General features: G+C 63.1%; 14 protein-coding genes. 9 read left to right on the plus strand and 5 right to left on the minus strand.

Going from position 1 to position 13,565, the window contains the following annotated elements; translation table 11 throughout:
• The 4 genes from VK804_RS27595 to VK804_RS27610 form a co-directional block, all read left to right on the plus strand.
• A partial coding sequence (locus VK804_RS27595) for a tetratricopeptide repeat protein (protein WP_325376130.1) occupies window positions 1–610 on the plus strand: 610 nt, incomplete at its 5' end.
• A gap of 97 nt (window positions 611–707) precedes the next feature.
• A complete protein-coding gene (locus tag VK804_RS27600; RefSeq protein WP_325376131.1) occupies window positions 708–1,502 on the plus strand; it encodes an inositol monophosphatase family protein in 795 nt (264 codons plus the stop codon).
• Between the two features lie 354 nt (window positions 1,503–1,856).
• Window positions 1,857–3,143, plus strand: coding sequence for an MFS transporter (locus VK804_RS27605; protein ID WP_325376132.1), 1,287 nt, complete (start codon window positions 1,857–1,859; stop codon window positions 3,141–3,143).
• A 214-nt stretch (window positions 3,144–3,357) separates the two neighbouring features.
• Window positions 3,358–4,347 carry a Bug family tripartite tricarboxylate transporter substrate binding protein gene (locus tag VK804_RS27610; RefSeq protein WP_325376134.1) on the plus strand — a complete coding sequence of 330 codons (990 nt, stop codon included), beginning with the start codon at window positions 3,358–3,360 and terminating at the stop codon, window positions 4,345–4,347.
• Window positions 4,348–4,383: 36 nt separating this feature from the next.
• Here VK804_RS27610 and VK804_RS27615 read toward each other — a convergent pair whose 3' ends face one another.
• Complete coding sequence (locus tag VK804_RS27615) at window positions 4,384–5,349, minus strand: tripartite tricarboxylate transporter substrate binding protein (RefSeq protein ID WP_325376136.1); 966 nt, start codon at window positions 5,347–5,349, stop codon at window positions 4,384–4,386.
• Between the two features lie 139 nt (window positions 5,350–5,488).
• Here VK804_RS27615 and VK804_RS27620 point away from each other — a divergent pair, with 139 nt between their 5' ends.
• Entirely contained in the window at window positions 5,489–6,487 is a 999-nt protein-coding gene (locus VK804_RS27620) for an aldo/keto reductase (RefSeq protein ID WP_325376137.1), read from the plus strand.
• A 59-nt stretch (window positions 6,488–6,546) separates the two neighbouring features.
• Here the strand turns inward: VK804_RS27620 and VK804_RS27625 are convergent, their stop codons facing one another.
• The 4 genes from VK804_RS27625 to VK804_RS27640 all read right to left on the minus strand — a co-directional run bounded on the left by VK804_RS27625 (window position 6,547) and on the right by VK804_RS27640 (window position 9,679).
• A complete protein-coding gene (locus tag VK804_RS27625; protein ID WP_325376139.1) occupies window positions 6,547–6,951 on the minus strand; it encodes a hypothetical protein in 405 nt (134 codons plus the stop codon).
• Between the two features lie 84 nt (window positions 6,952–7,035).
• On the minus strand, window positions 7,036–7,749 hold the full coding sequence (locus tag VK804_RS27630; RefSeq protein ID WP_325376140.1) for an ROK family protein: 714 nt from the start codon (window positions 7,747–7,749) through the stop codon (window positions 7,036–7,038).
• Window positions 7,749–8,789 (minus strand): cyclopropane-fatty-acyl-phospholipid synthase family protein, encoded by a 1,041-nt coding sequence (locus VK804_RS27635; protein ID WP_325376142.1) that lies wholly within the window; start codon window positions 8,787–8,789, stop codon window positions 7,749–7,751. The genes VK804_RS27630 and VK804_RS27635 overlap by 1 nt, the downstream gene beginning before the upstream one ends.
• Window positions 8,790–8,878: 89 nt before the next feature.
• The gene (locus VK804_RS27640) at window positions 8,879–9,679 is read right to left on the minus strand and encodes a DUF1295 domain-containing protein (RefSeq protein WP_325376144.1); all 801 of its coding nucleotides are present in this window, start codon (window positions 9,677–9,679) and stop codon (window positions 8,879–8,881) included.
• A 183-nt stretch (window positions 9,680–9,862) separates the two neighbouring features.
• On the opposite strand from VK804_RS27640, the gene VK804_RS27645 reads away from it, so the two are divergent.
• The 4 genes from VK804_RS27645 to VK804_RS27660 all read left to right on the plus strand — a co-directional run bounded on the left by VK804_RS27645 (window position 9,863) and on the right by VK804_RS27660 (window position 13,519).
• Entirely contained in the window at window positions 9,863–10,855 is a 993-nt protein-coding gene (locus VK804_RS27645; protein ID WP_325376146.1) for a flagellar motor protein MotA, read from the plus strand.
• Between the two features lie 186 nt (window positions 10,856–11,041).
• A complete protein-coding gene (locus VK804_RS27650) occupies window positions 11,042–12,070 on the plus strand; it encodes a peptidoglycan -binding protein (protein WP_325376148.1) in 1,029 nt (342 codons plus the stop codon).
• A 191-nt stretch (window positions 12,071–12,261) separates the two neighbouring features.
• Window positions 12,262–12,711: a GNAT family N-acetyltransferase gene (locus VK804_RS27655; protein ID WP_325376183.1), complete on the plus strand. Its 450-nt coding sequence runs from the start codon at window positions 12,262–12,264 to the stop codon at window positions 12,709–12,711.
• Window positions 12,712–13,024: 313 nt separating this feature from the next.
• Window positions 13,025–13,519 (plus strand): hypothetical protein, encoded by a 495-nt coding sequence (locus tag VK804_RS27660; RefSeq protein WP_325376149.1) that lies wholly within the window; start codon window positions 13,025–13,027, stop codon window positions 13,517–13,519.
• Window positions 13,520–13,565: the final 46 nt, after the last annotated feature.

The raw sequence follows: 13,565 nt of genomic DNA on the forward strand, positions 1-13,565 counted from the left end.
GATGCTTCGCATCGCCGGGCGCGGCGGCCCGGTCAACCGCGAGGAGGCCGCCCGGTTGCTGGCGTCCTCGGCCAAGCTCGGCGAACCGAAGGCGGCGTATAATCTCGCGCTGCTCTATATCGACGGACAGACGCTGCCGCAGGATCTCAAGCGCGCCGCCGAACTGCTTCGGGTCGCCGCCGACGCCGGCAATGCGGAAGCGCAATACGCGCTGGCGACCTTCTACAAGGAAGGCACCGGCGTCGAGAAGGACCCCGAAAAATCGGTGCGGCTGCTGCAGGCGGCGTCGCTGGCCGACAATGTCGATGCCGAGGTCGAATACGCCATCGCACTCTATAACGGCACCGGCACGCCGAAGAACGAAGCCGCGGCGGTGGCCCTGCTGCGCAAGGCCGCCAAGCAAAACAGCCCGATCGCACAGAACCGCCTCGCCACCGTGCTGGTCGGCCGGCCGGACGTGGCGGACAAGATCGAGGGCTTCAAATGGCACCTGGTCGCCAAAACCGCCGGCAAGGGCGATCCCATGCTCGACGCGGCGCTGCAGGATCTCAGCCCAGAGGATCGCGCCAAGGCCCAGGCGGCCGCGAACAAGTGGCTCGGCACCAAATGATCCGCCTTGACGCGCCCCCCACCGCAGGGCACCCACTGGGCTCAAACCCACCCTTCCCTGTCCTGACCTGACGCTTTAGGTCGCTTGAGCCGAGATCATGCTGCATTCAGCCCTTATCAACGTCATGCTCAAAGCCGCGCGCCGCGCCGGCCGCAGCCTCAAGCGCGACCTCGGCGAAATCGAGAACCTGCAGGTGTCGCTGAAGGGCCCCGCCAATTTCGTCAGCCTCGCCGACAAGCGCGCCGAGCAGATGCTGCTCGAAGACCTCACCAAGGCGCGGCCGGGCTACGGTTTCGTCGGCGAGGAAGGGGGACTGCGCGAAGGCCAGGACAAGAGCCATACCTGGATCGTCGATCCGCTGGACGGCACCACCAACTTCCTGCACGGCATCCCGCAATTTGCGATCTCGATCGGGCTGCAGCGCGAGGGCACCATGATCGCTGGCGTGATCTACAATCCCGCCAATGACGAGCTCTACCTCGCCGAACGCGGCAAGGGCGCCTTCCTCAACGACCAGCGCCTGCGGGTGGCCGGCCGTCGCAAGCTCGCCGACAGCGTGGTCGCCTGCGGCCTGCCGCATATCGGCCGCGGCGACTTCAAATTGTCGCTCGCCGAGCTCGGCGAAATCCAGCCCAAGGTCGCTGGCCTCCGCCGCTTCGGCGCCGCCGCGCTCGACATGGCTTTTGTCGCCGCCGGCCGCCTCGATGGCTTTTGGGAACGCAACCTGCAGGCCTGGGACATGGCGGCGGGGCAGATCATCGTCCGCGAAGCCGGTGGCATCGTCTCGGGCATCGAAGGCGACGACGATCCCTTGAAGACCGGCGACGTCATCTGCGGCAATGAATTCATCCACGCCGAGCTGGTGAAGATTTTGAAGCCGCTGGGGAAGTAAACTTCGCTGCATGCCGGTGGCGCGCAGAATGTCCGACTGGCATGCGGCGGTGCGAAACGGGCCATCCCCCTTCCAAAGTTAGTGGAATGCTCCCCTTGTCATGCCGTGGACGCACGCACATACTGCGCGCAGCGAATGACTGAGATCGTGCAGCGTCTGGGAGCCGCCATTGAATGCGGCGCGGGATTCTGACCCTGGTCGGTGTCCCGCCGCCATCAAGGCGGAGCGAATGCGTCATTGCTTGTCTTGAAATTGCGGCTGGCGGCTTCGCTTCCTCCCGATGTTTGTGCTCAGGCCGCGTAGACGGCCGCCTGCAGAAAAGGAGCCTGCTCAAGCACATCCGGAGGAACCGCTATGACAATGACAGCTGAGATACCCGGCCAGGTCCCGTGGTGGAAAGAACCCACCAGGGATCAATGGATGGCATGGATCGCCGCCTGGCTCGGTTGGACCCTCGACGCCTTCGACTTCACCATCTTCCTCTTGATCATGGTGCCGATCTCGGAAACGTTCCACGTGCCGCTGATCGAAGTGACGGCCGTTTTCACCATCACGCTGTGGCTGCGGCTGGTTGGCGCCGTCGGCTCCGGTTGGCTTGCCGACCGCATCGGACGCAAGGCGCCGTTGATGATCTCGATCCTTTGGTACTCGGTGGCCAACCTGTGCGCCGGCCTGTCGCCGACTTTCGCGCTGCTGTTCCTGTTCCGCGCGCTGCTCGGTATCGGCATGGGCGCGGAATGGCCCGCAGGTGCGGCGCTTGCCATGGAATCGTGGCCGGCGCGCTCGCGCGGCCTGATGAGCGGCGTGCTGCAGGGGTCGTGGAGTATCGGCTTTCTGCTGTCGAGCGCCGCCTACGGACTGCTCTATGACAAGATCGGCTGGCGCGGCCTCTTGATCCTCGGCGTGCTGCCGGCGCTGGCGGTGGTGTGGATTCGCATCTACGTCAAGGAACCGAAGGTGTGGGTGGAGAACCGCCGCATTCAGCGCGAACAGAAGCAGGAGTTTCGGGCGCCGCTGTTCGACATCTTCCGCAAGCGCGTGCTCGGCAACACGGTCATGGCGTGCCTGTGGATGGCGAGCAGTTTTGTGATCTACTATTCGGTCTACGGCATGTTCGCTACCCACCTGCAGAAGGATCTGCATCTGGCCGCGGGGATGGTGGCGATGCCGATCGCGCTGGCCAACCTGGTGGCGTTCCTGGCGAGCGGCGCCTGGGGCTATGTCGCCGATGTCTTCGGCCGCAGATGGGCGATGATCATCCCGGCGGCGATCGGCGCCTGCATCACGCCGCTCTATTTGTTCTCCGATTCCTACCCGATGGTGGCCGGCGCCTTCATCGTGCAGGGCGTGTTCCTCGGCGCAATCTATGGACAGAACCCGTCGTATCTGACCGAACGTTTCCCGACCGAAGTGCGGGCAACCGCGTCGGGCTTCTGCTACCACCAGGGAGCGATCTGGGCCGGCTTCACCGGGCCGTTGCTCACCTACTTCGCCGTCGGTCAGCCGCTCGGCTTCGCCGTTCCGATGCTGATCGCGACGACCGGCGCCGCGATCATGTTCGTCATCACGCTCTTGTACAGCCCGGAGACCAAGGGCAAGGAGCTGGTTTCGGAAATCACCTTGCTGCAACCCGCCGAGTAAGCGCGACCGCGCCGGCCGTCTTCGGACCGGCCGCGCGGTTCACGCCATGCAACTTCACGATTGATGCATCGCCGAGGACTCCTCGGCGGGCGGCGGCTTGGCCGCATGCGGCGGTGCGACCCCTTCCAACGGCTTATGCAACTGATGTAGCATTTTACCCGGACTGCATCAGATCGAGCGTCTGCGTGCATGCGCGACGACGCAGGGAGACTTCATGAAACTTTCACGTCGCACCTTCCTGCCTGTCGTCGCGGGCGCCGCCGCGCTGCCGGCCTTTTCGCGCATCGCGAGCGCCGAAACCTATCCGACGCACCCGGTGACGCTGATCGCGCCGTTTCCGGCGGGCGGCCCGGTCGATACGATCGCTCGCATCCTGGGCGAGCACATGCAGGGCTTGTTGGGACAACCCTTCATCATCGAGGATATCGCAGGTGCCGCCGGCAGCATCGGCGTCGGCCGGGTCGCCCGCGCCGCGCCCGACGGCTATACGCTCAGCGTCGGTCAATGGAGCACCCATGTGGCCAATGCGGCCATCTACAAGCTGCCCTACGATACGCTCACCGACTTTGCGCCGGTCGCGCTGTTGTCCAGCAATCCCGGACTGATCGTCGGGCGCAAGGATCTGCCGGCAAACAACCTGCAGGAATTGATTGCGTGGCTGAAGGCCAATCCGGCCAAGGCCACGCAGGGCACGCCGGGCGTCGGCGGCTTCGGTCATATCGGCGGGGTCTTCTTTCAACACGTCACCGGCGTGAACTGCCAGTACGTCCCCTACCGCGGCGCCGCACCGATGATGCAGGCGTTGCTGGCCGGCCAGGTCGACTTCATCATCGATACGCCGACCACGTCGATACCGCAGATCCGCAGCGGCAACATCAAGGGCTTTGCCGTGATGTCCGGGAAGCGCCTGGCGGCGATATCAGATGTTCCGACCGTGGACGAGGCGGGCACGCCGGAGCTTTATCTCCTGCAGTGGAACGGTGTCTGGGCGCCGAAGGGCACGCCTGATGACATCGTGCGGACGCTCAACAAGGCCATCGTGCATGCGATGGCCGATCCGTCCGTGCGCCAAAAGCTTGCGGATCTGGGGCAGGAAATCTATCCGCCCGAACAGCAAACGCCCGAGGCGCTCGGCGCCTTTCAGAAGGCCGAGCTCGAAAAATGGGGGCCGATCATCACGGCGGCAAACATCAAGGTCGAATAGCGAATCCGGCGCGGCGGCAGGGCTTGCCTGGGGCCATCATTCGATCCGCAGATTCGCGGCGCGCACCACCTTGCCCCATTTTTCCAACTCGAGCTTGATGCGCGCGGCGAACTCGTCGGGCGTATTGGCGACCGGCGTGAAACCGAGCTTCGCCAGCTTTTCCCGGAAGTCGGGCCGTGCAACGGCCTTGGCGGTCTCGCGAGCCAGCAGGTCGACGATCTCTTTCGGCGTACCCGCCGGCGCAACGATCCCCGTCAGCGTGTCGGCTTCCTGATCTTTCACGCCCTGCTCGGCGAAGGTCGGCACGTCGGGTATTTCCGGCGAGCGCTCGGTGGCGGCAATGCCGATCGCACGCACCTGACCGGCCTGGATCGCCGCAAGCGAGGACGGCAATGCGGTGAAGGCGATCGGCGTGTGGCCACCGATGGTTGCCTGCACGGCCGGCGTCGCGCCAGTGAAGGGGACGTGGACCAGGTCGAGCTTGTAGGTCAGACGAAACAGCTCGCCGCCGAGATGTGGCGTCGAACCGACGCCCGGGCCGGCATAGCTGTATTTGCCGGGATTATCCCGGATCAGCTGCACGAGCTCGGGCAGCGTTTTGGCCGGAACAGACGGGTTGACCACCACGACGTTCGGCGAAACCGCGACCAGCGTCACCGGAGAAAAATCCTTGATCGGATCGTACGGCACCTTGGCATAGAGGCTCGGGTTCACCATGAAGCCCGTGCTGATCGCCATGATGGTGTAGCCGTCGGGGGTCGCGCGCGCGACCTGGCCGGACGCGATGTTGCCGCCGGCGCCACCGAGGTTCTCGATATAGAACTGCTGCCCGAGACTTTCGGAGAGGGATTGGGAGACAAGGCGCGCGATGACGTCGGTCGGGCCGCCGGCCGGAAAGCCCACGACCACGCGCACCGACCGGTTCGGATACCCCTGCGCCAGGGACGGCGCCACGCCGGCGAGCAGCAGCACGGCTGCGAAAATCCAACGCAAAACAGGCATCATGGCGCTTCCCCTGGGCAATTTCTTGTTGACGCCATCATCGGCGAGCGCGCCGTTCCGAACAAGGGCAAAACGTCGCTTGGACAGATTAGCCGGCACAGCAATTTGGAGTATGGTGCGGGCAATCGGAGGAACAACGATGCAATTGCGGACTTTTGGGCGCAGCGGAATGCAGATCTCGGTGCTGGGCTTCGGCTGCGGCGCGGTCGGCGGATTCATGGTGCGCGGCGATCCTGCCGAGCAGGAGCGGACCGTCGCGCGTGCGCTCGCCGCCGGGGTGAACTATTTCGACACCGCCGTGCAATACGGCGATGGCGAATCGGAAAACAACCTCGGCCGGGTCCTGCAGAAGCTGAAACCGGCTCATTTTTTCGTCGGCACCAAGGTCCGCTTGCCGGCGAGCGACTACCGCCGCATCGCCGACGCCATCACGGCATCGCTCGAAGGCAGTCTGGCGCGGCTGCATCTGGAGCGGGTCGACATCTTTCATTTGCACAATTCGATCACCGCGACCGGAGGCGGACCAGCGCTGAGCGTCCGCCAAGTGCTCGACGAGGTGGTGCCGGCGTTCGAGCGGCTGCGGCAGCAGGGCAAGATCCGTTTCCTCGGGTTGACGGCGGTGGGCGAGACGGCGGCACTGAATCAGGTCATCGATTCCCGCGCCTTCGACAGCGCGCAGGTGGTCTACAACATGCTCAATCCATCCGCCGCGGAAGCCTTGCCGCAAAACTATCCGGCGCAGGATTACGGACGAATGTTCGATCACACCAAGGCCGCAGGCGTCGGCGTGGTCGGCATCCGCGTGCTGGCCGGCGGCGCCTTGTCGGGCTCCATCGAACGTCATCCGATCGCGGGGCCCGCCCCCGAGCCGATCGGCTCGGCCATGAGCTACGATGCCGATGTCGAGCGCGGCCGCCGCCTGATGCCGCTGGTCAGGGAAGGTTTCGCCGCAAGCCTGACCGAAGCCGCCACGCGCTTTGCACTGTCGCACCCGGCGATGGGCACCATCCTGGTCGGCCTGGCAACGCCGCAACAATTCGAGGACGCGCTGGCCGCGGTCCAGAAAGGCCCATTGCCGCAGGCCGCGCTCGACCGGCTGTCGGCGTTGCGGCAGGCATTTTCCGGCGAGGCGCGGTGAGCCGCGTGTCGAGCGGTCGTAGAGACAAATCGACTGTGCACGACCCGATCAATGCACGATCATAATCTTCGAACGAACGGGCTATGCACTCCGCGAAACACAAGCTTGCCTTCCAGAAGGCGATATGAACATCCAACGTAACTCTTGCCTTCCTGGCCAAACAATCCTTCGGTCGTCGATGGCGCCATCAGCGCGACAATATTGTCATTTGGTCCTGACGGGAACGGCTGCAGATCTCCAACCAACGCGGCGCCTCTGGCCGACAGACCGAAAGAGCCCACCACTTTTACTCCGGGCATTTCTTTTGCGATCCTGTCCGCGCAATCCTTGATGACCGCTGGTGTCACGAGGCCCTGCGCGGCATCCATCGCCTCATATTTGATTTTCAGACCCGGATGCTCCCGGTCCGCCCCGCATCCGGTTAGCAGGAAAGCCATTCCCGCCAGAAAAAACAGACTGCGCATTCAGCATGCCCCCGCCCCGATTGCTGATTTAGCGCTATCTACCTGGGATGGCGAGTCAATACGCCGCTTCCGCTACGACAACGGTCATTTCCTTTTCCGCGGCCGGCGGATTGGCGGCCGTGCATCGTCCCACAACCGAAAGCCGCCGATGAAGGCGTGGGTATTGTTGCCGGCCCGGCATCCCTTCGGCAGCTTCTTCATGTGAATGACGTTGCCACCCCCTATGACGACGTCTTGGGGCTCCAGCGCCGCGACCAGACGTTCGACCACGTCTGCCACCAGCTTGCGCCAGCGTTTCTTGCCGAAGCGGAGAAGGCCGGCGTTGCCCACGTAATCTTCGTAGGTGCCTTTCTTGTACGGCAGGTGACCGAGTTCCATGGGTTCGACGATGCCGTCGACGATCATCGCAGAACCTAATCCGGTTCCCAGTCCCAGAAACAACATCTTTCCGCCCCGGTAACTGCCGAGCGCCTGCATCGCCGCATCATTGATAACCCTCACCGGCAAGCCGAAGGCCGCCGCGAAATCGAATCCCAGCCAGCCCGATCCCAGATTGTGGGGTTCGGCAACGGGACGATTGTCGAGAACCGGCCCCGGGAAGCCGACCGATACGACGTCGTAGGCCCAACCCTGCGCCAGCTTCTTCACGCGCGAGACCATCTGTCGTGCGGTCATTTTGGATCCGGAGACGATTTCCCGTTCCTGCTTCTCACCCGTGGCAAGAATTTTGACATGACTGCCACCGACATCGACGGCGAGGATTTTCATTCGCGCAAGCCTTTCGTTGAGCGTGGACATCAGGCATTCGCGGGCTGGACCTTCCGCATCCGGTAATGACTGACTCCCCATTCGCTGCCGCCGGCGTAGCCGAACAGGCCCGAGGTGGCGAGGAAGAACCAGCGCCAGCGCCGCATCCACAACGCGGCGTCATGGCCGTAGACGTCGCGGAAAATCGGTTCGATCTCGTCGTGGCGGGCATCGAAATTCGTCAGCCAGTCGAGCGCGGTGCGCTGGTACTGCGCGCCGCTCCAGCGCCATTCCTTTTCGACCTCGAACAGGTCGGGAAATTGCCGGATCAGATGATGGCTCGGCATCACCCCGCCGGTGAAGAAATGCTGCGCGATCCAGTCCTCGCTATCCATACGGTCGAACCGGTAGCTGCCCGTGCGGTGGGTGAAGATGTGCATGAAGAAGCGGCCGTCCGGCTTAAGCCACGACCGCACCCGGCTCAGCAGTTCGCGCCAGTTCATCATGTGCTCGAACATCTCGACCGACACGATGCGATCGAATTGGCAGCCGGGGTCGAACTCGTTCATGTCTGCCGTGATGACGCGGAGATTGGACAACCCGCGCGCGGCGGCCTCGCTCCCGATGTGCATCCGCTGCGACTGCGAATTCGACACCGCGGTGACCTGCGATTTCGTAAATTGCCGCGCCATCCACAGCGACAGCGAGCCCCAGCCGCAGCCGAGTTCGAGGATCGATTGGCCGTCGGCGAGATCGGCATGGTCGACGGTCTGACGCAGCGCTTCCTCCTCGGCCTCCCGCAGCGTCGATTGTGGCTCCTTGTAGAAGCAGGCGGAATATTTCCGGTTGGGGCCGAGCACGCGGGCAAAGAATTCCGCCGGCACCTCGTAGTGCTGGGCGTTGGCCTCGGCTGTGTGTTCGGCGATGGGTCGATCAGTCATTTCCGCGGCGAAGGCGGCGTCGCTTGCCGCATCGCCCAAAGCCAGCCGCGCCGCGGTGCGAGAGCAAAGCCGCCCAATCGCGGCGCGGATGATGAGATCGGGCAGCGGCACCCGCTCGGCGGTGCCGATGATTCTGGATACGACGCTCATGTCACCACTCCCATTTTCATCTTAAGCATGATCTTTTTTGCGAAACCGGTCCCCATCCCGCATCAAGTGCGGGGCAGGCTTTTTCGGGATCATGCTTGCGGCGGCAGCGGAAAGAACGCTGATGTGCGCGACTGGTAGTCGCGGTAGCGATCGCCGCGCGAGCGCAGCATCTGCGCTTCCAGCGGCGGAATGCCGGTGACGTGGACCAGGATCCAGTACATGAAGAGCGGCGCCAGCAGGCTGGCAAAGCCCCATCCGTAATCCGGCGCGATCGCGATCACGGGATAGGCGAGCCAGCCCAGCCATTCGAAGAAATAATTGGGGTGGCGCGACCAGCGCCACAGCCCTGCGTCGCAGACCCGGCCCTGGTTGGCCGGACGCTCGCGAAACTGCTTCAGCTGCGCATCGGCCAGCGCTTCGCCGGCAATGCCTGTGAACAGGATCAGCACGCCGAGATAATCCTGCAGGCGCAAGGCGGGGTCGGGAAACCGCGCCGCGAGAAAAATCGCAAACACCAGCGGGATCGAGCCAAAACCCTGGTTCTGCAGGAACAGGAACATTTTTCGCGGAGCATCGCGGCCCCAATCCGCGGCGAAGGCCGCATAGCGCGGATCGTCCGTGATTTCAGCGCTGCGCAGCGCGATGTGCAGGCCAAGCCGCAGCGACCAGATCGCGACCAGGCCTGCGACCAGCCATTGCCGCGCGTTCGGTGAGGCGCCCGCCACCGGCCACAGCGCGCTGCCGGCCCCGACAACACCGACCGAAAACGTCCAGATGGTATCGACCCAGCCGGAATTGCCGGTGCGCTGCTGTACCAGCCAGGCCATCGTCATCAGGATCGAGAGCGATGCCGCGATCGCGGCCAGCGCTTCGAGATAAAGAACCGTCATGCAAAAAAGCCCATTAACCGCTTTAGCCGTCAAACATTCCTCAAATACGCATCCCCTCTAAGCCCGGTTTCACGTCGAAGTTCCCTTTTCCCGCCGCAAACCGCCGGCAACCGGCTTTTTTCTCCGCCCCGCTGTGCCATATTGGTGCCCGAAAAGCGGTCTCTCGCAACGGATGACACGGCAATGCCCTCGAGCCCCTCTCCCCGCTCCGCGATGGAGATCGAACTGACCAAGCTGTCCTCGCCGCGGATTTTCCTGGTGCGGATGCTGGTGTTTCTGGTGCTGTGCGCGCTGGTCGCCGTCGTGCTCTACAAGCAGATCGTCACGGCCTTCTTCGCCAATCCGGGCCTCAACGCGCTGATCGGACTGGTGCTGCTGATCGGCACCATCCTGGCGTTCCGTCAGGTGGTCCGGCTCTATCCGGAAGTGGCCTGGGTCAATAATTTCCGCATCGCCGACCCCGGGCTTGCGGTCGACCGCCATCCGACGCTGCTGGCGCCGATGGCGGCGATCCTCGGCGGCGAGCGCACCGGGCGGATGTCGATCTCGCAGCAGACCATGCGGCATCTCCTGGATTCCATTGCGACCCGGCTCGACGAGGCCCGCGACATCTCGCGCTACATGACCGGCTTGCTGGTGTTTCTCGGGCTGCTCGGCACCTTCTGGGGCCTGATCGAAACCGTGGGCTCGGTCGGCAAGGTGATCGACGGCCTGAAGGTCGGGGGCGACGCCGGCGCGCTGTTCGATACGTTGAAGGAGGGGCTGGCGGCGCCGCTCGGCGGCATGGGCATTTCGTTTTCGTCGTCGCTGTTCGGTCTTGCCGGCTCGCTGATCCTGGGCTTTCTCGACCTGCAATCGAGCCAGGCGCAAAACCGCTTCTATACCGACCTCGAAGACTGGCTCGCCTCCACCGTGCGCGAATATTCCGGCGAGGGCGGCCCCGCCGGCGATCTTCAGGGCGCGGTCGAGCGGCTGCGGGCGAGCTTGGAAGACGGCGGCGGCAACCGCGGCACCACCACCGCGATGGCCAATCTCGCCGAAGCCATCCAGGGCCTGGTCGCGCATATGCGCACCGAGCAGCAGATGATCCGCGAATGGGCCGACGGCCAGGGCGAACAGAACCGCGAGATCAAGAAACTGCTCGAGCGGCTCGCCCGCCAGCCCGAGAAGAGTTAGCGAACGCGTTTTGAGGCGAACGGAAAACGCGTCAATCTAGGGGGATCGTGCCCCGGACGCTGCGCAGCATGGAATGCTGCGCTGCTGAGCCGGGGCCCATCTCGCGTCACCATGGGTCCCGGCTCTGCGGAGCAGCGCGAAGAGCGCTGCACCGCGTCCGGGACACGATAGCGGAGAACTGACAAAATGGCCCTTGCCCGTGCACGCCGCAGCGAATCCGGCTTCAACTACTGGCCGGGCTTCGTCGATGCGCTGTCGACGCTGGTGCTCTCGATCGTGTTCCTGCTGTCGGTGTTTCTGGTGGTGCAGTTCTTCCTGTCGCAGGAGGTCACCGGCAAGGACAAGGCGCTGGAACAGCTCAATGCCAGGATCGCGCAGCTCAACGACCTCTTGTCGCTGGAAAAGCTCGGCAAGCTCAATCTCGACGACCAGGTCTCGCAGTTGCGCGCCGGCCTGGCATCGGCCGAAGGCGAGCGTGATCGCATCAAGGGGCTCTATGAGGGGCTTGCCGGCGCCGGCAACGACGCCGCCGGCCGCGCCGACCAACTCAACAAGGCACTGGATTCCGAAAAGCAGGTCACCTCGCGGGCGCTCGCCCAGATCGAGGTTCTGAACCAGCAGATCAGCGCGCTGCGCCGTCAGCTCGCCGCGCTCGAGGAGGCGCTCGACGCCTCGGAGAAGCGCGACAAGGAATCGCAGGGCAAGATCGCCGATCTCGGCCAGCGTCTCAATGTCGCGCTGGCGCAGCGGGTGCAGGAATTGTCGCGCTACCGCTCGGAATTCTTCGGCCGCCTGCGCGCCATCCTCGGCAACCGGCCCGACATCCGCATCGTCGGCGACCGTTTTGTGTTCCAGTCCGAGGTCTTTTTCGACACCGGACAAGCGGTGCTGCTGCCCGAAGGCAAGTCCGAGCTCGACAAGGTGGCGAATGCGCTGACCGATCTCGACAAGCAGATCCCGGCCGAAATCGCCTGGGTGCTGCGGGTCGACGGCCACACCGACACACGGCCGATCAACAGCCCGCTGTTCAAGTCGAACTGGGAATTGTCGTCGGCGCGCGCGATCTCGGTGGTGCAATACCTGGTCTCGCTCGGCGTGCCGCCGCAGCGGCTGGTCGCCGCCGGTTTCGCCGAATTCCAGCCGATCGATACGGCGGCCACCGAAGACGCCTACAAGCGCAACCGCCGCATCGAGCTGAAGCTGACGGAACGGTGAGTGGTGATGTCGCAAATCCCATTTCCTCGTCATGGCCGGGCTTGTCATCCCAAGCCGGATATTTTCGGCTTGGGTCTTCAAAAGAACGCGACTCGGCATCGCCGAGTCGCTATGCATCCACGTCTTGAGGCTCCACCGAAAAGAAAGACGTGGATGCCCGGGACAAGCCCGGGCATGACGGCCTTCGTTTCGTGAGCGCCCCGTTTCATTTGCGCCCCTACCGCGCCGAGGACGAAGATGCGGCCATCGCGCTGTGGCTCGAGACCTGGCAGCAAGCGTATCCACAAATCGATTTCGCGGCGCGCGTGCCCTGGTGGCGGGAACGCTGGCGCGGCGAGCTGGTGCCGAACACCGAGATCATCGTCGCGGAAGAGGCGGACGCGCTGGCCGGATTCGTCACGATCGACGCGACGGGCTATCTCGATCAGCTGGTGGTCGCACCGGATCGCTGGGGCTCGAAGCTTGCCGGGGCGCTCGTCGATGAAGCTAAACGGCTGTCACCGAAGCTCATCACGCTTTTGGTCAACAAAGACAACGCCCGCGCCATCCGTTTCTACGAGCGCAATGGTTTTTCGCATGCCGGCGAGGATGTTAATCCGACCTCGGGCAGGCCGGTGCTGCGGATGGAGTGGAAGGGGTAGGACACTTTTTTCTTTCCTTCTCCCCTTGTGGGAGTTTCGGGTGTTTTATGACATTGATCTATAAATCTAACTGAACTGCTTATGCTGAAGTCTATGCAGGTCGTTTGGGTCGGAATCGAGATTTCCCACAGGTTAAGTCCGCCCCCGTGATGGCAAAAAAGCAAACAACAAAGGACAACGTGCGATAACAAATGAATGCGGGGATCGCTCTGCCCCACCCACAATTCTATTGACCCTTACAGCAGCTTGTATTCATTTTTTGATATCAATTCGGGCAAGGGAACTTTGGATAAATCTATTGGGAGAGTCCGCTATGTCGACCACCAAACTCTGCGTTTATTTTATTGCTTTCTTGGCAGCAGCTCTCATCTGCAAACCTGTTGGAGCGCAAAACCAGCAACAGAAAAAGACTGATCAAGTTACTTTGTCCTCGCTTCTCCTCCAAGGCTTCGAAATCAAGGCCGCAACGACATTGGGAGTGCCGCCATATCAAGCGCTGCAAATTGTTGTCCAGAAAGGCAACGATGCGTATGCCTGTGCGTTCGGATTGATCAAAATTTGCGTGCCCCTGACCAATCCTCGGCTCGCTTGCGAGACAGACCTTCTGGTCCAAAAAGCGGGAGCATCTGGGAACGGTCCAGATGCTTACAATCACACCACGCTATCGGCAGGAACTGAGCTAGAAAAAAATGACGAGCCAGACAAGGGCTTCATGTCCGTAAAGACAATGGACGGCAAAAGTGGCTGGGTGGACGTGAGAGCGTTCAATTCCGCGAGTTGCTCAGGAGTGTCTAAGCCACCCGGATAGAGGGAGAAAAGTACAGATTCGAAGCAAAGAATGATTAAGCCGCCTA

It is taken from the genome of Bradyrhizobium sp. (assembly GCF_035484855.1).
Lineage (GTDB): Bacteria > Pseudomonadota > Alphaproteobacteria > Rhizobiales > Xanthobacteraceae > Bradyrhizobium.